General features: G+C 71.1%; 23 protein-coding genes. 8 read left to right on the forward strand and 15 right to left on the reverse strand.

What is annotated here, in order from left to right; translation table 11 throughout:
• Window positions 1–220: 220 nt before the first annotated feature.
• On the forward strand, window positions 221–1,213 hold the full coding sequence (locus ABZT49_RS14470; RefSeq protein ID WP_355286730.1) for an AraC family transcriptional regulator: 993 nt from the start codon (window positions 221–223) through the stop codon (window positions 1,211–1,213).
• Here the strand turns inward: ABZT49_RS14470 and ABZT49_RS14475 are convergent.
• Both ABZT49_RS14475 and ABZT49_RS14480 read right to left on the reverse strand, forming a co-directional pair.
• Window positions 1,179–2,150, reverse strand: coding sequence for a DMT family transporter (locus ABZT49_RS14475; RefSeq protein WP_355286731.1), 972 nt, complete (start codon window positions 2,148–2,150; stop codon window positions 1,179–1,181). The genes ABZT49_RS14470 and ABZT49_RS14475 overlap by 35 nt on opposite strands.
• Before the next feature lie 115 nt (window positions 2,151–2,265).
• Entirely contained in the window at window positions 2,266–2,496 is a 231-nt protein-coding gene (locus tag ABZT49_RS14480) for a DUF1127 domain-containing protein (protein WP_093568470.1), read from the reverse strand.
• 130 nt (window positions 2,497–2,626) lie between these two features.
• On the opposite strand from ABZT49_RS14480, the gene gcvA reads away from it, so the two are divergent.
• Window positions 2,627–3,568 carry a transcriptional regulator GcvA gene (gene gcvA, locus ABZT49_RS14485; RefSeq protein WP_355286732.1) on the forward strand — a complete coding sequence of 314 codons (942 nt, stop codon included), beginning with the start codon at window positions 2,627–2,629 and terminating at the stop codon, window positions 3,566–3,568.
• A gap of 6 nt (window positions 3,569–3,574) precedes the next feature.
• Here the strand turns inward: gcvA and ABZT49_RS14490 are convergent, their stop codons facing one another.
• A complete protein-coding gene (locus ABZT49_RS14490; protein WP_355286733.1) occupies window positions 3,575–4,471 on the reverse strand; it encodes a LysR family transcriptional regulator in 897 nt (298 codons plus the stop codon).
• Between the two features lie 104 nt (window positions 4,472–4,575).
• Here ABZT49_RS14490 and ABZT49_RS14495 point away from each other — a divergent pair, with 104 nt between their 5' ends.
• Window positions 4,576–5,370, forward strand: coding sequence for an SDR family oxidoreductase (locus ABZT49_RS14495; RefSeq protein ID WP_355286734.1), 795 nt, complete (start codon window positions 4,576–4,578; stop codon window positions 5,368–5,370).
• Between the two features lie 122 nt (window positions 5,371–5,492).
• Here the strand turns inward: ABZT49_RS14495 and ABZT49_RS14500 are convergent, their stop codons facing one another.
• Window positions 5,493–6,266, reverse strand: coding sequence for a nucleotidyltransferase family protein (locus ABZT49_RS14500; RefSeq protein WP_355286735.1), 774 nt, complete (start codon window positions 6,264–6,266; stop codon window positions 5,493–5,495).
• 6 nt (window positions 6,267–6,272) lie between these two features.
• The gene (locus tag ABZT49_RS14505; RefSeq protein WP_355286736.1) at window positions 6,273–7,355 is read right to left on the reverse strand and encodes a glycosyltransferase; all 1,083 of its coding nucleotides are present in this window, start codon (window positions 7,353–7,355) and stop codon (window positions 6,273–6,275) included.
• A gap of 194 nt (window positions 7,356–7,549) precedes the next feature.
• Between ABZT49_RS14505 and ABZT49_RS14510 the strand changes: the two genes are divergently transcribed.
• Genes ABZT49_RS14510 through ABZT49_RS14520 form a run of 3 tightly spaced genes read left to right on the forward strand, consistent with a single transcriptional unit; the run spans window position 7,550 to window position 9,585 of the window.
• Complete coding sequence (locus tag ABZT49_RS14510) at window positions 7,550–8,311, forward strand: endonuclease/exonuclease/phosphatase family protein (RefSeq protein ID WP_355286737.1); 762 nt, start codon at window positions 7,550–7,552, stop codon at window positions 8,309–8,311.
• Window positions 8,308–9,306 carry a YbhN family protein gene (locus ABZT49_RS14515; protein ID WP_355286738.1) on the forward strand — a complete coding sequence of 333 codons (999 nt, stop codon included), beginning with the start codon at window positions 8,308–8,310 and terminating at the stop codon, window positions 9,304–9,306. The genes ABZT49_RS14510 and ABZT49_RS14515 overlap by 4 nt, the downstream gene beginning before the upstream one ends.
• A gap of 54 nt (window positions 9,307–9,360) precedes the next feature.
• Window positions 9,361–9,585: a hypothetical protein gene (locus ABZT49_RS14520; RefSeq protein WP_355286739.1), complete on the forward strand. Its 225-nt coding sequence runs from the start codon at window positions 9,361–9,363 to the stop codon at window positions 9,583–9,585.
• 10 nt (window positions 9,586–9,595) lie between these two features.
• Here ABZT49_RS14520 and ABZT49_RS14525 read toward each other — a convergent pair whose 3' ends face one another.
• Complete coding sequence (locus ABZT49_RS14525; RefSeq protein ID WP_355286740.1) at window positions 9,596–10,123, reverse strand: GNAT family N-acetyltransferase; 528 nt, start codon at window positions 10,121–10,123, stop codon at window positions 9,596–9,598.
• A 72-nt stretch (window positions 10,124–10,195) separates the two neighbouring features.
• Window positions 10,196–11,635 carry a phospholipase D-like domain-containing protein gene (locus ABZT49_RS14530; RefSeq protein ID WP_355286741.1) on the reverse strand — a complete coding sequence of 480 codons (1,440 nt, stop codon included), beginning with the start codon at window positions 11,633–11,635 and terminating at the stop codon, window positions 10,196–10,198.
• Between the two features lie 175 nt (window positions 11,636–11,810).
• Here ABZT49_RS14530 and ABZT49_RS14535 point away from each other — a divergent pair, with 175 nt between their 5' ends.
• Complete coding sequence (locus ABZT49_RS14535; protein WP_355286742.1) at window positions 11,811–15,221, forward strand: DEAD/DEAH box helicase; 3,411 nt, start codon at window positions 11,811–11,813, stop codon at window positions 15,219–15,221.
• A gap of 175 nt (window positions 15,222–15,396) precedes the next feature.
• On the forward strand, window positions 15,397–16,146 hold the full coding sequence (locus ABZT49_RS14540) for a YdcF family protein (RefSeq protein ID WP_355286743.1): 750 nt from the start codon (window positions 15,397–15,399) through the stop codon (window positions 16,144–16,146).
• Window positions 16,147–16,173: 27 nt separating this feature from the next.
• Here ABZT49_RS14540 and ABZT49_RS14545 read toward each other — a convergent pair whose 3' ends face one another.
• The 8 genes from ABZT49_RS14545 to ABZT49_RS14580 form a co-directional block, all read right to left on the reverse strand.
• Complete coding sequence (locus ABZT49_RS14545) at window positions 16,174–16,764, reverse strand: hypothetical protein (protein WP_407943506.1); 591 nt, start codon at window positions 16,762–16,764, stop codon at window positions 16,174–16,176.
• Window positions 16,765–17,067: 303 nt separating this feature from the next.
• Complete coding sequence (locus ABZT49_RS14550; protein ID WP_355286775.1) at window positions 17,068–17,772, reverse strand: ABC transporter ATP-binding protein; 705 nt, start codon at window positions 17,770–17,772, stop codon at window positions 17,068–17,070.
• On the reverse strand, window positions 17,765–18,511 hold the full coding sequence (locus tag ABZT49_RS14555) for an ABC transporter ATP-binding protein (RefSeq protein WP_355286745.1): 747 nt from the start codon (window positions 18,509–18,511) through the stop codon (window positions 17,765–17,767). Before ABZT49_RS14555 ends, ABZT49_RS14550 begins: the two co-directional genes overlap by 8 nt.
• Window positions 18,508–19,548 carry a branched-chain amino acid ABC transporter permease gene (locus ABZT49_RS14560; protein ID WP_355286746.1) on the reverse strand — a complete coding sequence of 347 codons (1,041 nt, stop codon included), beginning with the start codon at window positions 19,546–19,548 and terminating at the stop codon, window positions 18,508–18,510. Before ABZT49_RS14560 ends, ABZT49_RS14555 begins: the two co-directional genes overlap by 4 nt.
• On the reverse strand, window positions 19,548–20,426 hold the full coding sequence (locus tag ABZT49_RS14565; RefSeq protein WP_355286747.1) for a branched-chain amino acid ABC transporter permease: 879 nt from the start codon (window positions 20,424–20,426) through the stop codon (window positions 19,548–19,550). The genes ABZT49_RS14560 and ABZT49_RS14565 overlap by 1 nt, the downstream gene beginning before the upstream one ends.
• 250 nt (window positions 20,427–20,676) lie before the next feature.
• Window positions 20,677–21,927, reverse strand: a complete 1,251-nt coding sequence (locus ABZT49_RS14570) for an ABC transporter substrate-binding protein (RefSeq protein WP_355286748.1) — start codon at window positions 21,925–21,927, stop codon at window positions 20,677–20,679.
• 222 nt (window positions 21,928–22,149) lie between these two features.
• Window positions 22,150–22,950 (reverse strand): putative hydro-lyase, encoded by an 801-nt coding sequence (locus ABZT49_RS14575; protein WP_355286749.1) that lies wholly within the window; start codon window positions 22,948–22,950, stop codon window positions 22,150–22,152.
• 147 nt (window positions 22,951–23,097) lie between these two features.
• Window positions 23,098–23,994 carry a LysR family transcriptional regulator gene (locus ABZT49_RS14580; protein WP_355286750.1) on the reverse strand — a complete coding sequence of 299 codons (897 nt, stop codon included), beginning with the start codon at window positions 23,992–23,994 and terminating at the stop codon, window positions 23,098–23,100.
• Between the last annotated feature and the right edge of the window lie 36 nt (window positions 23,995–24,030).

Below are 24,030 nucleotides of genomic sequence, written 5' to 3' on the forward strand. Positions count from 1 at the left end.
ACGGCATCAGAGGCCGGATACATGACTGCTCCTGAACCGACTGGCACAAACCGAGGCTCACAAACCCTTGCGAAACGGGGGCCGTCCATACATGACGTGGAGCGTTTGGACTTGGTTGGGCCGACCCACACAGCTTCTGAGCAAGCTGCTCATGCCGTAAGCCTCCACCCACAGCAAGACCGGTCAGGACGCTCCCGCGCCCCTCCGTCATGATGACGGCATGGACCGCGCCCCCGCCCACCGAGCTCCTTCCCCCACGCCCGACCTCGTCGCCGACACGCTCGCCTGGATCGAGCGGAACCTCGACGAGCGCCTGACGCTCGCCCGCCTCGCCGAGCGCGCGGGCCTGTCGCCCTATCGTTTCTCGCGCCTGTTCACCGCCCGGATGGACCTCGCGCCGATGGCGCATGTGCGCGAGCGCCGGCTGGTGCGGGCGGCACGGATTTCGAGCTCTATGACGGCCGCTTCGCCCCCGACCGGCCGGGCACCGTCATCGACGTGCACGTGCCCGTCATGGTGGGGCAAGACACCCGAACTCTACCAGTGTGACCGCATCGGATCGCGGTTCGATCGGGCACGATGTCCCGCGAGCATGGCTTTACAAGAGATCAGGAGGCAGTATCGCACAGCAACGCGGCATCCGGGACGGCGGGCCGCGGCGAAGGATACGGTCATGAACCTGCTCGCGAGCTTCGCACCCTTCTTCGCCTTCGCGGTCCTGATCCATCTCGGATTCGTGGAGGCCGCCTTGTGGGCCGGCGCGATCGTCGCCGCCGCCCTGATGCTGCGCGACCGGGTCGTCCTCGGTCGCTCGCTCAAGATCCTGGAGGCCGGCACGCTCGTGCTCTTCGCCGGTCTCGCGATCTACACCCGCGCCACGGGTGAGGTCTGGACGATCCCGGCGGTGCGCCTCGTGGTGGATGCGGGCCTGCTCGTCATCGTGCTCGCCTCGCTGGCCGCCGGGCGGCCCTTCACGCTCCAGTACGCCCGGGAGACCGCGCCGCCCGAGGTCTGGGCCACCCCGGAATTCGGGCGGGTCAACCGCGCCGTCACCCTCGCCTGGGCGGCCGCCTTCGCGGTGCTCGTCCTGGCCGATGCGGCGATGGTCTTCGTGCCGGAGATCCCCCGGCGCCTCGACATCCTCGCGACGGTGCTCGCGCTCGTCTGTGCCTACAAGTTCACCGCTCGGGCGACGTCGCAGGCGGCCGGTTGAGCCGCGCGCCACTCCGCCACCGCAGCAACCGACCGTCGATCGCCACCAGCCCCAGCCCGATCAGCGCCATGCCGAGGAGCTGGCGCGGCACCACCGGCTCGCCCAGCACCAGGGCGCCCAGCAGCAGCGCCGAGACCGGGATCAGGAAGGTGACGAGCATCAGGTTGGTGGCGCCTGCGCTCGCCAGCAGGCGGAAGAAGATCACGTAGGCGAGCGCCGTCGAGAGCGCCGCGAGGCCGATGACCGCCGCGACCGCCGCGACGGGCGGCGCGGCCAGGGTCCAGGGCCGGTCGACCGCGAGGGCGACGGGGCCGAGCAGCAAGGTCGCGGCAGCGACCTGGCCAGCGGCGGCCGAGAGCGGCGGGATGCCCATGCGCTTGAAGCGCCGCCCGTAGATCCCCGCGAAGGCGTAGGAGAGCGCGGCGAGCAGGACTGCGCCTTGCGCCAGCGCCTCGCCCCCGAGCCCGGCGAGGACCGAGGGGCCGACCATCACGGCGACGCCCGCGAGGCCGGCCAGCACGCCGGCGAGGCGGTTAGGCGTCAGGCGCTCGTCGTCGGTCAGCACGTGGGCCACCAGCACGCCGAAGAGCGGGGTGGTCGCGTTGAGGATCGCGGCGAGGCCCGAGGCGATGTGGGTCTGCCCCCAGGCGATAAGGCAGAACGGCACCGCGTTGTTGAGGAAGGCCGCGCCCAGGAAGGCGAGCCAGACCGAGGCGCCCCGCGGCATCGGGATCCCGCGCAGCCGGAGCACCAGGGCGAGGATCGCGGCGGCGAGGCCGACGCGCAGGCTCACCAGGGTGAGCGGCGGCAGCGCCCGCAGGGCGACGCCGACGAAGAAGAACGAGCCGCCCCACAGCACCGAGAGGCCGAGGAGCAGGCCCCATTCGGACGGGGTCATCGGACGGTTGGAGATGGGACGGTTGGCGGCGGGCTGCATGGAAACGGGCTCTCCGGGATGGATGCCGCACCCTGACGCAGGGGTATCCCGGCGGCATCCCGTTCCTTGCGGTCAATGTCGGCAACGACGATGCCGGTGGTCGATGCCCGGCGGATCAGTCCCGCCAGAACGGCTTCCCGGCCTCGCGCACGGCGTCGCTCCGCGACAGCCCGACATCCTTGAGGAGCCCCTCGGGGCAGGCCATCAGGGCGCGGCGCTCGCGCCGGCGGTCGGCCCACAATTCGAGCCGCTGGATCAGCGTGACGGCGGCGCGCCGGCGCGGCGGGGCGATGCGGATGGTGGGAACGAGGCGCAGGTTTCCTCGGCCAGCGACGAGGCTCGTCATGGCTGTCTCCGGATGGGACGGGCGGGTTGCTCGATGAGTGGAGATTGCCTTTCGGGCACGCTGCGAGCAAACCAGATCGACTCGTCCGCCGCCGCAGGAAATCTGGGCCACTTCCCACCGGGGTCGCCGCATGTCCCTCGACCGCAATCCCCGCCGCCGCCTGCCGCCGCTCAACGCGGTGCGGGCGTTCGAGGCCGCCTCGCGCCACGCCACCTTCCACGAGGCGGGGGACGAGCTCGGGGTCAGCGCCGGCGCGGTGGCGCAGCAGGTGAAGATCCTGGAGGGCTGGTTCGGCCTCCCCCTGTTCCGCCGCCTGCCGAGCCGGGGCGTCGCCCTCACCCCGGCGGGCCAACGCTTCGCGGCGTCCGCCGGCGAGGTGCTGGACCACCTCGCCGAGGCCACCGCCCGCCTGCGCCGCCAGGGCCAGGACCACGTGCTGACGGTGAGCACCACCCATTCCTTCGCCAGCCTGTGGCTGATCCCGCGCATCGGCAGCTTCCGGGCGCAACATCCCGATCTCGACGTGCGGGTGGTGGCCAACAACCGCCTGGTGGACTTCTCCCGCGACGACACGGACGTGGCGATCCGGCACGGGCGCGGGCGCTATCCGGGCCTGCGCTCGGACCTCCTGATGCACGACGTCGTCTTCCCGGTCTGCAGCCCTGGCCTTCGCGACGGCGAGCCGCCCCTGCGCAGCCCCCAAGACCTCGCCCGCCACACGCTGCTCCACGACGACGATCCGATCGACATCGAGGCGGTGGACTGGCCGCAATGGCTCGCGGCGGCGGGCGTCACCGGCATCGACGCCTCGCGCGGGCCGCGCTTCACCCACACCTTCATGATCCTGCAGGTCGCCACCGCCGGCGGCGGGGTCGGCCTCGCCACCCGGGTGCTGGGGGGCGACCTCGTCGCGGGCATCGGCCAAGCGGGGACCGGCCTGGTGCGGCCGTTCTCCGACGAGGTGGCGAGCCCCTACAGCTTCTTCCTCGTCACCCCGACCGAGACCGACGCCCCGAAAGTGGCGCGCTTCCGCGAATGGATCCTGGCGCAGGCGGCGGAGTGGAACGGGTGAACCGCCTCATCCCCGCACCACGGCATGCGCCGCCAGGAAGTCGACGAAGCAGCGGATCCGCGAGGACAGCCGCTCGTGCCCGGCATAGAGGGCGTGGATGTCCTCCGCGTCGCCCGGGTTGAAGTCGTCGAGCACCGGCACGAGGCGGCCCGCCGCGATGTCCTCGTCGATGTGGAAGCGGGCGAGCCGGGCGAGCCCCGCCCCGCCGAGCGCCATCAGCCGCACCACCTCGCCGGAATTGCCGAAGAAGTTGCCGTGGACCGGCCGCTGCGACACCGCCCCGTCGACCAGGAACGGCCAGGTGTCGAGGGAGCGGCGGAAGCTGAAGTTGAGGCAGTTGTGGTCGGGGAGCGCGTCCGGATGGACCGGCGTGCCGCGCTCCGCGAGGTAGGCGGGCGCCGCCACCACCGCGAGGCGGCTGCGGCCGAGGAGCTTTGCCCGCAGGCTCGTGTCCCGCAACGGCCCGATGCGGATCGCCACGTCGGCCCGCGCCTCGACGAGATCGACCACGTCGTCGGTGAGCGCGAGATCGACCCGCATCCGCGGCTGCTCAACGAGGAAGCGCGGCAGCACCGGCAGGATCACCCGCATGCCGAACGGCACCGAGGCATTGACCCGGAGCAGGCCGCTCGGCTGGGCGGCGTCGCGGCCGAAACTGTCCTCGATCGCGTCGAACTCGGCGATCAGCTCGCCGGCGCGAGCGAGGTACAGGTCGCCCTCCGGCGTCAGGGTCATCGCCCGCGTGGTGCGCCGGATCAGCCCGACGCCGAGACGCACCTCGAGGCGCGCCACCGCCCGGCTCACCGCCGAGGGCGTGCAGCGCAGGGCCTTGGCGGCGGAGGCGAAGCTGCCGCGGCGCGCCACCTGCACGAAGGCCTCCATCTCGCCGAGCCGGTTGTCCATGGGCCGTCCATTGTTGCGTCCGATGCACGATCATCGTGCCGGCGCGCGCTGGTCATCAATCGCCGGCGTCGTCATCTCGGGATCTCCAGAGACGGAGACCGACCATGGACCTCAAGATCGACGGCAAGACCGCCCTCGTCACCGGCGCCACCGCGGGCATCGGCCTCGCCATCGCCCGCCGCCTGGCAGCGGAGGGCGCCGAGGTGGTGCTGCCCGGGCGTTCCCAGGCGAAGCTGGATGCGGCGGCGCAAGCGATCGCCGCCGAGCCCGGGGCGCGGGCGCCCCGCACGGTGCTGGCCGATCCGGCGACTACTGACGGCGCGGCGGCCCTGGTCGCGGCGGTGCCGGCGGTCGATATCCTGGTCAACAACCTCGGCATCTACGAATCGAAGGCGTTCGAGGAAATCACCGATTCCGACTGGCACCGCCTGTTCGAGGTCAACGTGGTCTCGGGCGCGCGGCTGGCCCAGGCCTATTTCCCCGGCATGCTAGCGCGGAAGTCCGGGCGGATCGTGTTCGTGTCGAGCGAGTCCGGCCTCGTGCCGCCGCCCGACATGCTGCATTACGCGGTGTCGAAGACCGCCCAGCTCACCATCGCCCGGGGCCTGGCGCAGCGTACCCGCGGCACCGGCGTGACGGTGAATTCGGTGATGCCCGGCCCGACCCGCTCGGAGGGCATCGTGGACTTCTTGAAGAACGTCGCCTCCGATCCCGAGGCACCGGCGGACGAGTTGGAGGCGGAATTCTTCCGGGTCCACCGCCCGCTCTCGCTCCTCGCCCGGATGATCGATCCCGAGGAGATCGCCGGCCTGGTGGCGTATCTGGCCAGCCCGCTCGCCGCGGCGACCAACGGGGCGAGCCTCAGGGTCGAGGGCGGGATCGTGCCGACCATCGCGTGATAGCTGACCGACATTCTCAGCAGTCTTCACACCCTCCGCGTCACTCCGGGCTCCGCTGCGCGGCCCGGGAGTGACGCGGAGGGTGGTACGTTTTTGGGCGCGACGTTCGGCAGGCTCCGAGCTTACAGCGTCGCCGACGCCTCCGGCCCGTTAAGGGGCGACCCTTCTTCCCCCGCCTCCGCCGGCCCGAGGAGCGCCATCGCGGCGCGGTAGCCGTTGAGTGTGCCGGTATCGACGTAGGCGCTGCCGGCGCGGAGGCCCGTCGCCCGGCCGCCGGCTTCGAGCCAGGCATTGACGAGGGTGCCGACATACTCGTCGCGGCATTGCCGCGCCTGCCAGAGGGCGTGCAGCTCGGCGAGGATGCGGCCGGTGAGCTTGAACGCTCCCCAGACCCAGGACGAGGCGGCATCCGGCCGCTTCACCTGGATCTCCCGCACCGCCTCGCCGTCGAGCACCACGGCGTCGAACAGCTCCGGCCGGTCGACCGGGAAGAGCAGGAAGGACAGCCCGCCCACCGGCAGGCGCGCCAGGCCGTCATCCGGGAACCACACCGTGTCGGGCAGGCCGACCAGCACCGGCTCGTCGGGGGCGATCAGCGGCAGGGCGCGAAACAGCGCGTCGCACAGGCCCGCGGGGCGCGGCTGCACCACGTAGGCGATCGGCGCCGGCCCGTAGCCGGAGCCGTAATACTCGACGATGTCGGACTTGCCCGGGGCGATCACGAAGCAGATCTTGTCCGCGCCGCCGCGGATCATCCGCTCGACGACGTACTCACTGACCGCGCAAGGCCGCTCGGCCCCGTCGCGCAGGCGGCTGCCGACCGGCAGCAACTCCTTGGAGAAGGCGAGCGGCTGGATGCGGCTGCCGCGGCCCGCGGCCGGAACGATGCCCCACATGCGGTGTCACGCCTCCATGGCGACGGGGTTTCGGGCCTCGTCGAGGATGGCCTCCAGCTCCGCCGCCCGGTGCGCGGCAGTGTGATGGTCGAGGGTGCGGGCGCGCCCGGCTTGCGCGATGCGGCGCAATTCCGCGTCGCTCCGGTCGAGAGCGGCGAGCACGGCGTCGGGCGTCTCGACGAGCAGGATCTCCTCGCCGGGCCGGTAGAAGGCGTCGAGCCCGTCGAAGGCGTCGCTCAGCAAAGCGGCCCCGCAGGCCGTCGCCTCGAACAGCCGGCCCGACGGGCACCAGCCCATGGCGGCCATCGCCGCGCGGGTGACGTTGAGGGTCAGGCGCGAGGAGGCGTAGAAGGCCGGGTGCTCCTGCGGGGCGAGGTGGCGCACGAAGAAGATGTTGTCGGTCCAGGGAAAATCCTGCGGGTACTGCGCCCCGCCGATCAGGAAGCGCCGGTCCCGCCGCCGCCGCGCCGGCTCAACGAGGCAGGACAGGACCTTGGCCTGTCGGTCGGCCGCGTATGTGCCGAGATAGGAGAGGTCGGCGGCGTAGTGCGCCTGCGGCGGTGCCGGCCGGTGCACCTCCGGATCGACGTGGCCGTAGAGCGGTGCGGCGCGGCGTGCCCCGAGCTTGTCCCGGAGCGCGTCGAGCGCCGGCCCGCCGGTGTAGCTCAGCACGAGGTCGAAGCCGGAGAATCCTTGCGGCCCGACATAATCCACCGCCTCGCCGCGGCGTAGGGAATCGAGGGTGACGGGGGTGTCGAGGTCGTAGAACACCCGCAAGCTCGAAGATCCCAGGACGAGGTCGGTGGCCGCGCGCGCGTCGGGGCAGTAGGAGGTCACCATCGCGACGTCAGCCGCGGCCACGTCGCGGGCGGCCTGTCCCCGGATCTCCGCCCAGTCGGAGAACAGCACGAGGCGCCCGTTCGGGATCTCGGTCAGGTCGCGGTGGGGGGCGTAGAAGGGTAGGTCGCGCTCGTAGAACACCACGCTGTGGCCGCGTCGGGCGAGCGCCCGGACCAGGCCCCGCCACAGCGTCGCGTGGCCGTTGCCCCAGGACGAGCTGATCGTCAGGCCAAAGACCACGAGCCTCATCCGGTCTCCCCCGCGTCTCGCATCGCGCGCCTGTCCGCGTCGCATCCTTGCGGCGCCGGGAGTGAACGCGCGCCGGCTTGATCCGTTCATGATCTAACATTGCGCTTTTCCGGCAAGCGTGACGGCAGGGCCCGAACCACCGCCAGGCTCGGCCGTTGAGGGAGATCGTCCGCGCTCTCGAAGGCCCCGCCCGGTTGCTCCGCGTCCTCACCTACAACGTGCGCCGCTGCCTCGGCGCCGACGGCCGTCTCGATCCGGAGCGCATCGCCGCGGTGATCGCCGCCTGCCGGGCGGACGTGGTGGCGCTCCAGGAGCTCGATGTCGGCCGCGCCCGCAGCGGCGGGATCGACCAGGCGCAAGCCATCGCCGGCCATCTCGGCATGCGCTCCCACTTCCACCCGGCCATGCGGGTGATGGAGGAGTTTTACGGCGACGCGATCCTGACCGCCCTGCCCTCGCGGCTGATGCGGGCGGCGGGCCTGCCGGAACGGGCCGGGTGCGAGCCCCGCGGCGCGCTCTGGGCTGCCGTCACCGCCGGCGACACCGAGGTGCAGGTCGTCACGACGCATCTCGGCCTCGGCCGGGGCGAGCGGCGGGCGCAGGCCGAGGCGCTGCTCGGGCCCGCCTTCCTCGGCGATCCGGCCTGCCGCGACCCGGTGGTGCTGCTCGGCGACTTCAACGCCCTGCCGGGATCGGGCGTCCATCGCCGCCTCGCCGCCCGGCTTCCGGACGCGCAGGGCGCAACCGCCTGGCTGCGGCCGACCTTCCCGGCCCGCCTGCCGCTCTTGCGCATCGACCACGTCTTCGTCAGCCGCGGCATCGCGGTGCGGGGGGTGCGCACGCTCGGCGGCAGGCTCGCCCGGATCGCCTCCGACCACCTGCCGCTCGTCGCCGACCTCGACCTCGCGCCGGTCTCCGCCCCCCGCATCCCCGTGCCCCGAGAGGAACCCGCGTGACGCAGGCTCACGACAAAGCCGAGGCGAAGAAAGAGACCTCCGCGCGCCGCCGGTTCTGGACCATCCTCCTCACCGTGCTGAGCGTCGCGCTCGGCGGCTACCTCCTCTACCGGACGCTCGCCGGCTACAGCCTGGCTCAGCTCGTCGAGTCGGTGCGGGCGCTCCCCGCCGGCCGGCTCGCCGCCGCCGGGGGCTTCGCCGCCGCAAGCTATCTCTGCCTCACCGGGATCGACTGGCTGGCCCTGCGCGCCGCCGGCAAGCCCCTGCCCTATCCCAGGGTGGCGCTCGCGGCCTTCATCAGCCTCTCGCTCGGCCACAGCATCGGCTTCGCGGGCCTGAGCAGCGGGGCGATCCGCTACCGCTTCTACACCCGCTGGGGCCTCGGGACCGCGGACGTCGCCAAGGCGGTCCTGTTCTGCGGCGTCACCGTCGCGGTCGGCCTGATGGCGCTCGGCGCCGTCGCGGTGCTGGTTTATCCCGACCTCGCCCGGGAGGTGACGGGCTTGGGGAAGGGCGCCGTCCTGGCGGCGGGCCTCGCCTGCGCGGGCGGCGTCGCGATCTATCTCAGCCTCGCCGCCTGGTGGCGGAAACCCCTGACCTTCCGGCGCTGGTCGATCGAGATGCCGCCGCTGCCCCTCGCGGCGGCGCAGGTGGGCTTGGGCGCGGTCAACTTCGCCCTGGTCTCGGCCTGCCTGCACCAGGTGCTGTCGGCGGTCTCCGACGTCGGCTACCTCGCGGTCGCCTCGGTCTTCGTCATCGCCAACGCGGCGGTGCTGATCACCCACGTCCCCGGCGGCGTCGGGGTGATCGAGAGCGTGGTCGTCCACCTCCTGCCGAAGACCGACGTCATCGGCCCTCTGATCGCCTTCCGGTGCCTGTACTTCCTCGGCCCCCTGGCGCTCGGCCTCCTCGCCTTCGCGGCGACCGAGGCGGTGTTCCGGTGGCGCGATGCGGGCGGGGCGTCGCGGGAGGCCGCCCCGGCGCGGCCGTCGTGATCCGCGCGTGGCGTTGGTCGGGGGAATGCGCTATATGAGGAGTCGGAGATTCCGATGAAAAACCGCGCTCCAATTCGCCAACACACCGGAAAGCCGCCCCTGCCTGGGGACGCGGTCGAGCGTCGCACTCCGCGTGAGGAGATGCGCCGAGGCGGCGACGATCCGGGGCTGACAATCGTGTCGGCCGAGCAATTCGACACCCTCCTCGCCTTGCTGGACGATCCGCCCACCGTCTCGGACGAGCTTCGACGCGAGGTCGCAAACCGTCGCTGGGTGTGAGGCGAGCGGCTCAGGGCGGCCGCATCAGTTCATCGGCCATGGACATCGGCAGCACCATCCGGGTCGTCTGGCTGGTGATGTTCGTGACGGGCGTGAAGCGATGATGGGCGTAGAGCCGCTGTGCCTTCTCACCCGCAGCATCTACAATGACGAGTGCTCCGCCCGCGTGCTCCTGCGCACGCAGCGCCCGACCGATAGCCGCGAGCGTCAGGTCACGACCGATACCCTGGCCCTGCAGCGTCCGGTCCACCGCCAGACGCGCGATGAGGATGCCCGGGATGGCGAGCGGCGTGCCGTGCGGCCGAAGGCGCCGCGGCAGCAAATCCCGCGCGACGATGCCCGGTGCCAATCCGAAGAAGGCAGCGGCCTGCATCGTGCCGGCATAAGTGGCGACGAAGACGCGCGTGAGGCCACGCCGGTCGTTCGCGAGGCCGTGGTCGCGCAGCCAGGCACTCTGACCCTCGAGATCGGCCGTTCCGGCGTCGAAGGCGCTCAGCTCATGGCGTTCGGTCAAGCGCACGAGATCGGAGAGTTCCACGCAAACCTCCGGGATGATGCATCCCGGTTACTGCGACGCCCTGCAATGACGCAAGGGCATCATTGAGGGCCCCTACGCCGTCCCGAACGGCCGCTCCGGGTCGAGAAGCTCGGAGCTGACCAGCGGATCGAGCAGGCCCTCCTCCTCCGGCACCTCGCAGACGCGCAAGCTGCGCGGCCCGCCCATATGGGCCCGGATCGCCGCGATCAGGCCCCCCTCGGTGATCGCCGCGGCCATCACGTCGGGGGCCACGCCGAGATGCTCGGCCACCAGGCGGTCGCGCAGGGCCCGGAGCGCGGCGCGCTCCTCGGCGTTCCGGGCCTCGACCGCGAGGTCGCACTCGGTGTCGAGGGCGACCGAGCGGTTGTTGAGGTTCGAGGAGCCGATGCGCAGGAAGCGGTCGTCGATGAGGACGAGCTTGGCGTGGATCTCGATCTCGCAATCTCCCTCGGGCCCCGGCACCACCGGATAGGCGACCAACAGGCGCCCGAAGCGGTCGATGGCGCGTAGGCGGCGCAGCACCCGGTCGCGGGGCGTGCCCATGGCGACGCGCTCGGTGAAGTTGTGCGAGCGGCGCGTCAGCACCACCACGATCTCGGGCCCATCCTCGGCGGCCAGATGGGCGGCGAGCGCATCGGCGACGAAATCGGCGGTGAGGTACTGCGCCTCGAGGTAGATCGTCGCCTGGGCGGAGGCCAGGGACGCGGCGGTGAGCGCCGCCGCCTCCTCGACCGAGGGCTCGTCGCCCTGGAGCGGCATGGTGCGGGCGATGCCGACCGGGATGTCGGTGAAGAGCGGATCCAGGCCCTGCGGCCATAGGGGTGCGGCCCCCGCCACCGGCGACAGCACCTCGCCGGTGGCGGCGCGCCAGCGCTCGCGGGCGACGTCGCCGAGACGGGCGGCGGCCTCGCCGTCGACCGCCATCTGCAGGTCGTGCACCGGCGGGTAGAGCTCGCCGTCGGGATTGGTGCGCAACGGATCGCCGGCCGTGTGGGCGGTGGTGTCCCAGCGCCCGACCGTGAGGTCGATGCCGCCGCAGAAGGCGATCCGGTCGTCGATGCAGACGAGCTTCTGGTGATGGGCGGCGTAGAGCGGGTGGTGCGTGTCGAGGCGCAGGGTGACGTGCGGATGCGCCTCCCACTCGGCCCCGAACAGGAGCGGCAGCGCCGCGCCCGGCCCGTGCAGGGTCGCGACGCTCCAGACCAGCACCCGCACCTGAAGCCCGGGCCGCCGCGCGGCGAGGTCGCGCAGGAGCGGCCCGAGCGGCGGCGACTCCTCCGGGCTCGCATCATGGCGCAGGCGGATGCGCCCGTCGAAGTCCCACCCGACGATCAGGATCGAGTGACGCGCCTGGCGCAGAGCGTCCTCCAGCCGGGCGAAATACTCGGCGGAGTCGATCATCACCGCGACCCGCTCGGCCCGCGCCACGCACCAGCAGGTGCGGCCGGGCTGAAGGAGGGTCTCGGTCGCGTCGCGCGCAGGATCGATGGTCCGCGCAGGATCGATGGTCATGGGGTGCTCGTCACTCCTGCTGTCCCGTCAAGGTCCGGAACGACAGGCGGGGCCGTCCGTTCCGGGCCGACGGGAGACGCACAGGCGATTCGCCCGGCCGGCTGCCGTTGCGGTTTCCAACGCCGGACCGGTTCCCTACCTTGGCCCTGGCAGGCCGGAGGCGGACCCCGTTTCGATGCGCAGGACCCTCTCATTCACCGAACGCGACATCCTGCGCAACTGCGGACGCGGCAACTTCAACGACGGCGAACGCGACCTGGGGCAGGGCCGGGTGCTTGAGGTCGAGGTCGACGGGGACGAGCACGTCGAGGGGGACGTCGAGAGCCGCAGCGGGCGGACGGTGTTCACCGTCTCGATCACCGTGGAGCAGGACGACGACGGCGCGCACATCACCGGAAACTGCACCTGCCACGAGCGCTACAATTGCCGTCACGTCGTGGCGGTGCTGCTCGGGGCTTTGCGTAGGGGCGGCATCTCGCGGCCCCCGCCGCCCCCGCCGCCGACTCCCGAGGAGCGGGCCGCCCGCCTGCTCCACCTCCAGGACTCGTCCGACGCCCTGACGCCCGCCCTGCAGAGCTGGATCGCCCGGCTCGACCTCGTCCGGCGGACCGGCGGCGAGGATTTCCCGCCCGAGATCGACCGGCGGCTGATCTACGTCCTCGTGGCGCTCCCCGGCCGCGGCGGCACCGCGCCCCGGCTCGGCGTCGCGCCGATGCAGGCCCGCCTCCTGAAGAGCGGGGAGATGTCTGCCAAGCCCCGCCCGGTCGACCCGGCGAGCATCGCCTATGCGTCGAACCCGGCCCAGTACCTGCGCCCCTCCGACCTGCGCATCCTCAAGGCCCTGCACGGGCGGATGCGCGAGGCCGACGGCGACGCGCCGCCGGCCTATCCCCTGCTCGACCAGGCCGGGGCCGGGATCCTGGAGCAGGTGCTGGCGACCGGCCGGGCCCGGTTCGGGACCGTGCTCGGGCCGGCGCTCGCCGCAGGACCGCCCCGGTCCGGCCATCTCGCCTGGGTGGAGGACGAGGAGACCCTGGCACCGCATCCGCGCCTCGACGGCCAGGAAAACGGCCAGGAAAACGGCGAAGACGACGGCGGCGTTCTGGCGCTCGCGGCCTACCCGCCGGTCTATCTCGATCCCGGGGCCGGCCTCGTCGGGCCGATCGAACTCGGCCTGCCGGCCCACATCGCCGCCGCCCTGGCGGACGCCCCTCCCCTGCCGGCGGCCTCGGCGCACGCCCTCAACGCCGCCCTCGCGGAGCGGGTGCCCGGCCTGAGCGTCCGCCTGCCGGAGCCGCCGCGGGAGACGATCGTCGACACGGCGCCGGTTCCGGTGCTGCGCCTGACCCAGATCGAGATCCCGCCGCCATTCTTCTATTACGGCAAGCCGCCGCCGCCCGAGGCCCTGCGCCTCGCCGCTCTCTCCTTCCGCTACGGGCCGGTGACGGTGCCGCTCGGCGACCTGCGGGCGCGGCCGACGCGGCTCTCCGGCGGGCGGCTCTTCGTGGTCGAGCGCGACAAGCCGGCCGAGCAGCGAGCGGTGGCGCGGCTCCTCGCCCACGGCCTGTCGCCGGTCCAGGAGAAGCGCCCGAACCTGGGCCCGCGCCACGCCCGGGACTTCGTGCCCGATGCCGGCGAGGAGGCCTGGACGGCGCTCCAGGCCGAGACCCTGCCGGCCCTGAAGGCGGCGGGGTTCGAGATCGTGACCGATCCGAGCTTCCGCGGCCGGGTGCTGTACCCGGATGCGGCGGTCGAGTTCGAGATCCACGAGAGCACCGGGATCGACTGGCTGGAGCTCGACCTCGGGGTCGAGATCGAGGGCGAGCGCATCCCCCTCGCCGAGCCGGTCGCGGCGCTGCTGGCGCGGCCCGACTTCACGATCGAATCGATCGACGAGAGTTCGGCCGAGCCGGTGATGGTGCCGCTCTCCGACGGGCGGATGCTGGCCCTGCCGGGCGCGCGCCTGAAGCCGATCCTGCTCGCCCTGCGCGAGCTCAGCCTCGGCGGCGGTGCCGGCGAGGGCGGGCGCCTCAGGCTCGGCCTCGTCGACGCCGCCACCCTGGCGGCCCTGGAGCGGGTGAGCGCGGCGGCGATGCTGGCCTGGCGCGGCGGCGAGGCCCTGCGGGCCATGGGCCGGATGCTGCTCGCCGAGGGCGGAATCCCACAGGTGGCCCCGCCGGAGAGCTTCCGGGCGACCCTGCGGCCCTACCAGGCGGAGGGCCTGTCCTGGCTCGCCTTCCTGCGCGAGGCCGGCCTCGGCGGGATCCTCGCCGACGATATGGGCCTCGGCAAGACCGTGCAGGCGCTGGCCTTGATCGCCCGCGAGAAGGCGGAAGAGCGCCTCGACCGGCCGGCCCTGGTGATCGCCCCGACGAGCCTGATGGCGAACTGGCGCCGGGAGGCGGAGCGCTTCGCCCCGGATCTGCGGGTCCTCGTCCTGCACGGCCAGGGCCGCCGCGAGCATTTCGACGCGATCGACGGCCACGATCTCGTGCTCACCACCTATCCCCTCGTCGCCCGCGACCACGCGGTGCTCTCCGCCCAGGACTGGCACCTCCTGATCCTCGACGAGGCGCAGACGATCAAGAACCCGGACGCGACGACGACCCAGCTCATCCACGGCCTGTCGGCCCGGCACCGGTTCTGCCTCTCGGGCACGCCGCTGGAGAACAACCTCGCCGAGCTGTGGTCGCTGTTCTCCTTCGCCTGCCCGGGCCTGCTCGGCGAGCGCAAGGCCTTCGCCCGGACCTGGCGCACGCCGATCGAGAAGCACGGCGATCCGGAGCGCAGCCGGCTCCTCGCCCGCCGGATCAAGCCGTTCCTGCTGCGCCGGACCAAGGAGGAGGTGGCGCGCGACCTGCCGCCGAAGACCGAGATCAATGAGGAGGTCGAGATGGGCGAGGCCCAGCGCGCCCTCTACGAGTCGATCCGGCTCGCTATGCACGCCCGGGTGCGGGAGGCGATCGCCGCCAAGGGCTGGGAGCGCAGCCGGATCGTCATCCTCGACGCCCTGCTCAAGCTGCGCCAGGCCTGCTGCGACCCGCGCCTGCTGAAGCTCGACCGGACGCAGGAGGCCGGCTCGGCCAAGCTCGACCGGCTGGAGGAACTGCTCGACGCGCTCTTGGCCGAGGGGCGCCGGGTGCTGGTCTTCTCCCAGTTCACCTCGATGCTCGCTCTGATCAAGCCGCGGCTTGCCCAAGCCGGCATCGCCTACACGGAATTGACCGGCCGCACGCGTGACCGGGAGGGGGCGGTGCGGCGCTTCGAATCCGGCGAGGTCCCGGTCTTCCTGATCAGCCTCAAGGCCGGCGGCACCGGGCTCAACCTCGTCTCCGCCGACACCGTGATCCTCTACGATCCGTGGTGGAACCCGGCGGTGGAGGCCCAGGCCGTCGACCGCGCCCACCGCATCGGCCAGGACAAGCCGGTCTTCGTCCACAAGCTCGTCGCGGCGCGTAGCATCGAGGAGAAGATGGAGGACCTGAAGGCGCGCAAGAGCGCGCTCGCCCAATCCCTCTTCGAGCACGACGGCACGCCGACCAGCGCGCTCACCCCGGCGGATCTCGACGCGTTGCTGGAGGAGTGAGATCCTTCCCCGGGGACAGCCTTGCGCCAGATACGGCGGCTAGCCTCGCTCCTTGCCCGCTCTTCACAGGGGCGGCCCGAGTGAACGAATCGGCCCCGGTGACGGTTGCCTCTCGGCCGCCGCAATCGGCACTATGCTCGGCACGGGTGAGATGACCTCGCGGATGCAGCGCGGAATGACGACGCGAACCGGCGACGTGGTGGGATGGTCCTGGTCGGGCGGCGGATCCGAGGGACCGCCCCCGCCCCGGTGGAGCCTGCGCCGGCGCCTCGCCCTCGGCCTCGCCGGCCTGGGGCTCGCCGGCGGCCTCGCCCTCGCCCTCGGCTTCCTCGCCTTCGTGGCCGGCCTCGCCCGCTCCGAGCGGGTGCCGCTCGGCCCCTCCGACGGCATCGTGGCGCTCACCGGCGGGGCGCAACGCATCGAGGACGCGATGGACCTGCTCGCCGGCGGCTACGGCCGGCGGCTCCTCATCACCGGGGTCAACGAGCGCACCAGCCGCGACGAGATCGCCCGGCTCAACCCGGGCCAGCAGCACCTGATCGACTGCTGCGTCGACCTCGACTACCGGGCCCGCAACACCATCGGCAACGCCATCGAGATCCGGCGCTGGATGCGCGAGAACGGTTTTCGGAGCGTCGCGGTGGTGACCTCGAACTACCACATGCCGCGCACCCTGGTGGAGCTCGACCACGCGTTGGCGGAAGGCCACCAGGTGGTGCCGCACCCGGTCGTCCCCGAGGGGGTCGATCCCGACCAGTGGTGGCGCCACCCGGGCTCGGCGCGGCTGCTCGCCTCGGAATACGCCAAGTTCCTGGTCGCCTGGGTCCGCACCCGGTTCGAGACCGACCCCGAGCATTCGAGCGCGGCGGTGCTGGTCAGCCGCGGCCACCCGGTGAAGATGGTGGCCGAGCCGCTGGTGCGGTGAACCCCCCGGACGCTCTCGCGCGCCCGGTCAGGCGATCGTGTAATCCCCCGGCGCGATGTCGGCGCTGCGCAGGAAGATCTGCAGGGCCGGCTGCATCGACCGGTGCAGGTGTGCCAGGTCCTCGTGCCGGTCCCCGAGCGCTCGGGTCATCGCCTCCTCCAGGCCGCCCGCACCGTAGGGCGCCGCGCCGTCCACCGCCGGCACCCCGCGGGCCTCGTCCCAGCCCATCGCCAGGTGGCGGATCAGGGCGACGTGCTCGGGGCCGACCTCGAACACGATCTGCTCGGGCGACGTTCCTGTGCCCTCGTCGCGAAAGACGTCGGAGACGTGGGACAGGTCGAGCTTGGTCAGGGGGTTGTGGTAGCTGTAGCGGCCGGGCTTCAGCTCGGCATGATGCAGGAAAGCGACCAGCGCCTCGCCCACCGCCCGGTGCCCCTCGGCCGCGCCCTCGTCGTCGCCGGTGACGTTGGCGATGTCACCGTCGCGGTCGAGGCTGCCATAGGGCGCGTCCGGGTGGATCACCGGAGCGCCCTGCCCCGCCGGGTCCCAGGCCACGACCAGCCGCCGGATCAGGGCGATGCGCTCAAGCGTGATCTCGGTGGTGCGGCTGGTCATCAAGGGGCTCTCCGTGAGGCCCCTCTGTAGAGCATCGGTGCGGCGGGAGGGAGTCTCCGGCTTACCCGAGGCCCGCTCGCCTCGTCCCCACGACATGACCAACCCTCCGCGTCATCCCGGGGCCGCGCAGCGGAACCCGGGATCCATAAACGCTGAGGATCGAGAATGAAGCGGAAGAGGTCCCGCCTCATCCTGAAGCTCCCGCGGTTATGGATCCCGGGTTCTCGCCTTTGGCGAGCCCCGAAATGACGCGGAGGGTGGGAGGTCTGGTGTTTGTTCGACTGGGTGGAGCGACCGGATGGAGCGTCAAATCCCCAGATACACCCGCCGCACCTCCGGATCGTCCCGCAGGGTCGCAGCCGGCCCCGAGAGCATCAGGCGGCCGGTCTGGAGCACGTAGGCGCGGTCGGCGATGCCGAGCGATTCCGCCAGGCGCTGCTCGACGAGCAGGATCGTGGTGCCGGAGGCGCGGATCGCCTCGATGGCGGAAAAAATCTCGTCGACGAGCTTGGGCATGATGCCCTGCGAGGGCTCGTCGAGCATCAGCAGGCGCGGCCGGGTCATCAGGGCGCGGCCGATGGCGAGCATCTGCTGCTCGCCGCCCGAGAGGGTGCCGGCGCGCTGCGGCAGGCGCTCCTTGAGGCGGGGGAACAGGGCGAAGACCCGCTCCAGGGGCGCCTCGCGGTCGGCGGCCTTGCGATGGAGGTAGCTGCCGAGCCGCAGGTTGTCGGCGACCGACAGGCGCGGAAACAGCCGCTTGTTCTCCGGCACGTAGGCGATGCCCCTGGCGGTGATGGCGTGGCCGGGCAGGCCGTCGAGGCGGGTGCCGTCGAACACCACCTCGCCGGATTTCGGCCGTTCCATCCCGGCGATGGATTTCAGCAGGGTCGACTTGCCGGCGCCGTTGGCGCCGGCCACGACGACGATCTCGCCGGCATCGACCTCGATCGAGACGCCCTGGATGGCCAACAGGCCCTGATAGGCGGTGGAGAGCCCGCGGACCTCAAGCAGCACGGTGACGCTCCCCCAGATAGGCGGTGATGACGCCCTCGTGGCGCACCACCTCGGTCGGGTGGCCCTCGGCGAGCACGCGGCCGAGATGCAGCACCACGGCACGGTCGACGAGCGGCATCACCACCTCCATCACGTGCTCGACCATGATGACGGTGACGCCGCTCGCCGCCACCTTGCGGATCAGCTCGACGCCGGCCTTGGCCTCGCTCGGGGTGAGCCCGGTCAGCACCTCGTCGAGGAGGAGGAGCTTCGGCTCGGTGGCGAGTGCGCGTGCGACCTCGAGGCGGCGCTTCTCGGGCGGCGTCAGCTCGCCGGCCACGGCCTCGGCGCGGTGACTGAGCCCTGCGAAGTCGAGGGTTTCGAGTGCCACCCGTCGCGCCGCCGCAGCGCTGGCGTGGCGGGCGAAGCCCCCGACGATGACGTTCTCGATGACGTTCATCGAGTCGAAGGAGCGCGGCACCTGGAAGGTGCGGGCGATGCCGCGCCGGCAGCGCTCGGGCGCCGAGAGCGGGGTGATGTCCTCGCCCTTGAAGAAGATTTTTCCTTCGCTCGGCTGGTAGGTGCCGGAGATCAGGTTGAACAGTGTCGACTTGCCGGCGCCGTTCGGCCCGAGCAGGCCGAGGATCTGGCCCTCCGGCACGTCGAGGCTGACATCGGCATTGGCGACAAGGCCGCCGAAGCGGAGCGTCACGTGGTCGATGCGCAGCAGGGGCGAGGTTGCAGCAGGCGTGCTCACGGTGTCGCCTCCTCGTTGCGGGCCTTGCGGGTGCGGCGAAACAGGCTGAGCACGCCCTCGGGCCGGGCCAGCGCCACCACCATCACCAGCACGCCGTAGAGCATCAGGTCGAGGCCGTTGCCGTTGCCGCCGAGATAGGAGCGGCTGATCTCGGTGAGCGGGATCAGGATCGCCGCGCCGACGAGCGGGCCCCACAGGGTGCCGATGCCGCCGAGCACCGCCGGCAGAGCAAAGAGCAGCGAGAAGCGGAAGCTCATCACGCTCTCGGGATCGATGTAGGAGACGTAGGCCGCGTAGAAGCCGCCGCCGATGGCGGTGAAGAAGGCCGACACCGCGGCCGCCGCCATCTTGGAGCGGAAGACCTCGACGCCGAGGCTCTCGGCGGCCTGGGCGTCGTCCTTGACCGCGCGCCACCAGTAGCCCCAGCGCGAGCCCTCGATCAGCCAGGTCACGAACCAGACCACCGCCAGGAAGCCGACGGCGAAGTGGACGTAAGGGATCTTGTCGCGGGCGAATTGCAGCGTCCACCACGAATCGGGGTTGAACGGCCACTGGATGCCCATCGCGCCGCCGACGAAGTCCCAGTTGTGGACGAGCAGCAGGCCGATCTCCGCGATCACGATGGTGGCGATCGAGAAGTAGTGGCCGGCCAGCCGGAAGCACGGATAGCCGAGGATCAGCGCCACGACGGCCGACAGCATCCCGCCCGCCAGCATGCCGAACCACGGCAGAACGCCGTAATTGACGAACAGGACCGAGGTCGCGTAGGCGCCGAAGCCGAAATACAGCGCGTGGCCGAGCGAGACCTGGCCGCAATAGCCGCCCAGGATATTCCAGCTCTGCGAGAGCGCGGCATACATCAGGGTGAGGATCAGGACGTTCTGGAGGTAGACGTCGCGGATGCCGTAGGGAAGCGCGGCGAGGCCGGCGAAGACCAGGGCGGCGACGATCAGCTTGCGCCGGCGCTTCGCCGCGTAGCTCGCCTCGGCCCGGGCGGGGGCGGAGCCCGGCGCGAGGGCGGTGGTCAGCGTGGTCATCAAAGCCTCCCGAACAGGCCTTGCGGCCGCGCGAACACTACCGCGAGGTAGAGGGCGTAGACGCCGATGGATTTCAGCGCCGGCGGCAGGATCACCGCCGTGAAGGCCTCGACGAGGCCGACGATGATCCCGGCGACGAGCGCGCCGCCGACGCTGCCGAAGCCGCCGAGCGCCACCGTGACGTAGGCGATGAGGGCGAAGCTCGCCCCGACCTGGGGGTGGATGTAGTAGAAGATCGCCAGCACGGCGCCTGCGAGGCCGACGAGCGCGGCCCCGAGCCCCCAGCCGAGGGCGAAGACCCGGTTGCGGTCGATGCCGACGAGGGCCACCGCGCCCTGGTCCTCGCGGGTGGCTTCGAGCGCGCGGCCGAAATCGGTGCGGCTCATCAGGAGGTGCAGGCCCCCGAAGGCGGCGAGCGAGACGAAAGCGCCAAAGATCTGCGGCCAGGGCAGGAAGATCCCGCCGAGTTCGAGGGTGCGCCCGCCGAGCCAGGTGTTCTGGACGTTGCGGTAATCGGGCGTGAACAGGTACTGCGCCGCGCCCTGGAGCAGGATCGCGAGCCCGAAGGTCGCGAAGATCTGCACCATGCCCTGGTTGGCCTTGGCCCGCATGGCGAAGCGCACCACGCCCATGTAGGCGGCGGCTCCCAGCATGAAGAGCAGGGCCGCGACCAGCGGCATCAGCACCACCGGATCGAGCCGGGTGACCAGCACCAGCCCGAAGGTCGCGTACATCGCCAGCATCAGGAACTCGCCATGGGCGAAGTTCACCACGTCCATCAGGCCGAAGATGAGGGAGAGTCCGACCGCGATCAGGGCGTAGATCAAGCCCATCAGGAGGCCGCTCGCCAGCACCTGCACCAGGGCTTGCGTCGTCATGGGGGTCGGGGCTCCCGAGAACTGATCGATCGTTGCCAGAAAGAGCGCGGGATCCCCTCTCCCGAGTGGGAGAGGGGTAGGGGTGAGGGTGGCTCGGCTTCAGAATAAATCGCGAAGCGTCGAGCTGGGCAGCTCGACGGTTAAGGATCATTGCGGAAGCCGAGCCACCCTCACCCCCGGCCCCTCTCCCAAACGGGAGAGGGGAGGTGTGCTTCACCTCATGTCGTTCAGCATCGAAGAACGATCGCGTTCAAGTATTCATCGGCCACTTGGCCGGCGCGACCGCCGCCGATTCCGGGAAGATCGTGACGAACTTGTCTCCGATCCATTGCAGCAGCACCGGGTCGGCATGGTTGTTCTGGCCGTCCGACCCGAAGGCCACCTTGGTCCAGGGCATCACCGTGCGGGCGCCAGGGATGTCGGTGGCGGCGAGCGCGGCGCGGATCTTCTGGCCGTCGGTCGAGCCGGCGCGGTCGAGGGCGTCGGCGAGCACGATCAGAGCCATGAACTGGCGCGAGGAATTGTCGTTGAGGTCGCGGCCGGCCCGGGCCTTGTACATGTTGTTCACCGTCGCGACCATCGGGCGCTTGGCGGCGAGGTCGAGGGAGAAGCTGCCGCGGGAGATCAGCCCCTGGAGCTTGTCGCCGACGGTGTCGAAGGTCACCTTCTCGGAGAAGCCGGCGGCCTGCGCGATCATGCTCTTCGGCTTGTAGCCGAGTTCGGCCATGGTCTTGGTGAGCAGGATCGCGTCGGTGGTGTAGCTCGTCGGCAAGAGCACGTCGGCGTTGGCGGTCTTGAGCTGCTGCACCTCGGCAGTCAGCGAGGGCGAGTTGCTCTTGTACTTCACGTCGGCGACGAGCTTGTAGCCGCGCTCGGCCGCCAGCTTGCGCTGCACGGTCGAGGAATCGACGCCGTAGATCGTGTCCTCGAAGAACAGCGCGACCGAGTCGATCGTCTTGCCCTGCTTGCGCTGGGCATCGAGGAAGTCGAACATCGCGGTCGAGAACATCTCGTCGTGCGCGGCCGGGCGGAAGAAGTACTTCAGGCCCTTGCGGTGCAGGCTCGGCGAGGACGAATCGGCGCAGACGAACGGCACGCCGTAGCGCTCGGCGGTGGCACTCACCGTGGCGGAGACCGCCGACTGGTAGCAGCCGACGAGGGCCGAGACCTTGTCCTGGGTGATGAGGCGCTCGGCCTCGGCGCGGCCCTTCTGGGGATCGGCCTGGTGGTCGGCGAAGACGAGGCGGATCTTCGCGCCGCCCATGCCGGAAAGGCCCGCGCCCTTGGCGCCCGGCAAGTCAAGGTCGTGGTCGTTGTTGATGAGGTCGAGCGCCGTCTCGATGGCGTGGCGGGCATCGACGCCAACCTGCGCGCTCGCCCCCGACATGGCGTAGAGCACGCCGACCACCACCTCCGGCGCCGCGGCGCGGGCCGGTGCGCCCCGCAAGGAGGCGAGCGAGAGGGCGCCGGCGCCCACCAAGAGTTCTCGACGACGAATCATGCGCTGGTCTCCAGGGGGCTTCGACATCCTCTAAGCCTCATTCCGCATCCTTTGAACAGCCGGCACGACATGGAACTCGAACCGGCTGTGGACACGATGCACGAACAAGACCCGAAATTAGATTCAAGATATTATCGAGACGAATGGACCGGGCACATCTTTGAGCATTTTCTGACGAAGCGGATACCGGTTCGTTGTAGAAAATGCGGCAAAATCAAAAACCTAGAGCACGGCGAACTCGCTGTTGCGCCGGTCGGTGATCAGCATGCAGCCGGGCGCGTGGGTGATGGCGAAGGCCGGCCGCACGGCGGCGATCACCGATTGCGGGGTCACGCCGCAGGCCCAAAAGACCGGGATCTCGTCGTCGCGGATCTCGACCGGGTCGCCGTAATCGGGGGCCGCGATGTCCCGGATGCCGATCAGGTCCGGCCGGCCGAGATGCACCGGCGCGCCGTGCACGGAGGGGAAGCGCGAGGTGATCTGCACCGCCCGGATCGCCTGGGCGGGGGTGAGCGGGCGCATCGACACCACCATCGGCCCGGCGAAGCGGCCGGCCGGGGCGGTCGCGACGCTGGTGCGGTACATCGGCACCCGCACCCCCATCTCGACGTGGCGCAGGGGAAGCCCGTCCTCGGCCATCGCTGCCTCGAACGAGTAGGAGCAGCCGATCACGAAGGCTACGAGGTCGTCGCGCCACAGATCGGCGACGGATGAGCGCTCCTCCACCACCACGCCGTCGCGCCAGACCCGGTAGCCGGGGATATCCGTGGCGATGTCGAGGTCGAGGCCGAGTTCGGGAATGCGGCGCTCGCCCTTCGCCGAGACGCCGATGATCGGGCACGGCTTCGGGTTGCGTTGGGCGAAGAGCAGGAACTCGTCGGCGAGGTCGGCGGGCAGCACCGCGAGGTTGCCCTGGACGTAGCCGTCGGCGATGCCGGCGGTGCAGCCGGTAATGGCGCCGCTGCGGCAGGCGAGACGGGCCGCCTCGCCGCTCATCCGCGCCCGATCGAAGGGAAGGGTCATCACTGCTCCTCGTCCCGGATCTCGCGTGGTCCCGGATCACTCCGTGCCCAGCGATGCGCCATGATCACCCGTTGTGCAGGTAAGCACCAATCGTCATTTCGCATCGGTTTCGATAAGTCCTTCTTATCGATTGCCCGCGACGGGGCATCACCGGCGCCAGTCCGGACAGGCCGCGACCTCGCAGGCGAGCCGCGCCGCCGTCGCGGCGAGCCCGTCATCGGGGGCGCTGGGATAGGTGGCGGTGAAGTGGATGTCCGGCAGGGCCGGCGCCGGGGCGATGATCCGCAGCGCCCCCTCCTCGACGTCCCGGCGCACCACCTCGGGCGGGATCACCCCGATGCCGATCCCCTCCCGCGCCATCCGGACGATGGTGGAGAGCGAGGCGTTGCTGTGCAGGCGCGGCGGCGGCAGGTTCGATTGCGCCAGCATCTCGCGCAGGGACACGTAGGGGTTGGTGTTCTTCGGATAGGTGATCAGCGGGTGCCGCAGCAGGCTCGCCAGGGTCACCTCGCCGGGGCCGAGATCGAGCCCCGGCGCGGCGATCCAGGCCAGGGACACGCTGCAGAGCGGCAAGTTGACCAGGTTCGGCATAGTGATCGGCCCGACCAGGAAGGCGAGGTCGAGGTCGCGATTGAGCAGCGCGTCGCGCATGGTGGGCGAGATGTCGACCGCGATGTCGACGGTGATCCCCGGATAGGCCTCGTTCATCCGGGCGATGAAGCGCATCAGCCAGGTATGCACGATGGTGTCCGAGACGCCGAGGCGCAGCACGCCGCGCATCGCCCCGGGCCCGGCCACCGCCTGCATCATCTCGGTGCGCAGGCGCAGGAAGCGCTCGGCGTAAGTCAGGAGGTCGCGGCCCTTCGCCGTCAGAACCACCGAGCGGGCGCGGCGCTCGAACAACCGGACCCCGAACTCCTCCTCGAGCGCCGCGATGCGCTGCGACACCGCCGGCTGCGAGGTGTTCATCCGCTCCGCCGCCTTGCGGAAGCTGCACAGCGAGGCGGTCCAGTAGAAGATCTCCAGGCTTCTCAGTTCCGCCATGCCCCGTCCCGGATCGCCCACGGGATACAATGGAGC

Source organism: Methylobacterium sp. EM32, assembly GCF_040593685.1.
Lineage (GTDB): Bacteria > Pseudomonadota > Alphaproteobacteria > Rhizobiales > Beijerinckiaceae > Methylobacterium.

Bases quoted from the DNA above. Each gene is read 5' to 3' on its own strand.
- ABZT49_RS14500 (WP_355286735.1), bottom strand. From the start codon at position 6,266: ATGTGGGGCATCGTTCCGGCCGCGGGCCGCGGCAGCCGCATCCAGCCG.
- ABZT49_RS14495 (WP_355286734.1), top strand. From the start codon at position 4,576: ATGGACCTCAAGATCGACGGCAAGACCGCCCTCGTCACCGGCGCCACC.
- ABZT49_RS14580 (WP_355286750.1), bottom strand. From the start codon at position 23,994: ATGGCGGAACTGAGAAGCCTGGAGATCTTCTACTGGACCGCCTCGCTG.
- ABZT49_RS14535 (WP_355286742.1), top strand. From the start codon at position 11,811: ATGCGCAGGACCCTCTCATTCACCGAACGCGACATCCTGCGCAACTGC.
- ABZT49_RS14520 (WP_355286739.1), top strand. From the start codon at position 9,361: ATGAAAAACCGCGCTCCAATTCGCCAACACACCGGAAAGCCGCCCCTG.
- ABZT49_RS14570 (WP_355286748.1), bottom strand. From the start codon at position 21,927: ATGATTCGTCGTCGAGAACTCTTGGTGGGCGCCGGCGCCCTCTCGCTC.
- ABZT49_RS14475 (WP_355286731.1), bottom strand. From the start codon at position 2,150: ATGCAGCCCGCCGCCAACCGTCCCATCTCCAACCGTCCGATGACCCCG.
- ABZT49_RS14530 (WP_355286741.1), bottom strand. From the start codon at position 11,635: ATGACCATCGATCCTGCGCGGACCATCGATCCTGCGCGCGACGCGACC.
- ABZT49_RS14540 (WP_355286743.1), top strand. From the start codon at position 15,397: ATGACGACGCGAACCGGCGACGTGGTGGGATGGTCCTGGTCGGGCGGC.
- ABZT49_RS14505 (WP_355286736.1), bottom strand. From the start codon at position 7,355: ATGAGGCTCGTGGTCTTTGGCCTGACGATCAGCTCGTCCTGGGGCAAC.
- ABZT49_RS14490 (WP_355286733.1), bottom strand. From the start codon at position 4,471: ATGGACAACCGGCTCGGCGAGATGGAGGCCTTCGTGCAGGTGGCGCGC.
- ABZT49_RS14480 (WP_093568470.1), bottom strand. From the start codon at position 2,496: ATGACGAGCCTCGTCGCTGGCCGAGGAAACCTGCGCCTCGTTCCCACC.
- ABZT49_RS14565 (WP_355286747.1), bottom strand. From the start codon at position 20,426: ATGACGACGCAAGCCCTGGTGCAGGTGCTGGCGAGCGGCCTCCTGATG.
- ABZT49_RS14560 (WP_355286746.1), bottom strand. From the start codon at position 19,548: ATGACCACGCTGACCACCGCCCTCGCGCCGGGCTCCGCCCCCGCCCGG.
- gcvA (WP_355286732.1), top strand. From the start codon at position 2,627: ATGTCCCTCGACCGCAATCCCCGCCGCCGCCTGCCGCCGCTCAACGCG.
- ABZT49_RS14575 (WP_355286749.1), bottom strand. From the start codon at position 22,950: ATGACCCTTCCCTTCGATCGGGCGCGGATGAGCGGCGAGGCGGCCCGT.
- ABZT49_RS14470 (WP_355286730.1), top strand. From the start codon at position 221: ATGGACCGCGCCCCCGCCCACCGAGCTCCTTCCCCCACGCCCGACCTC.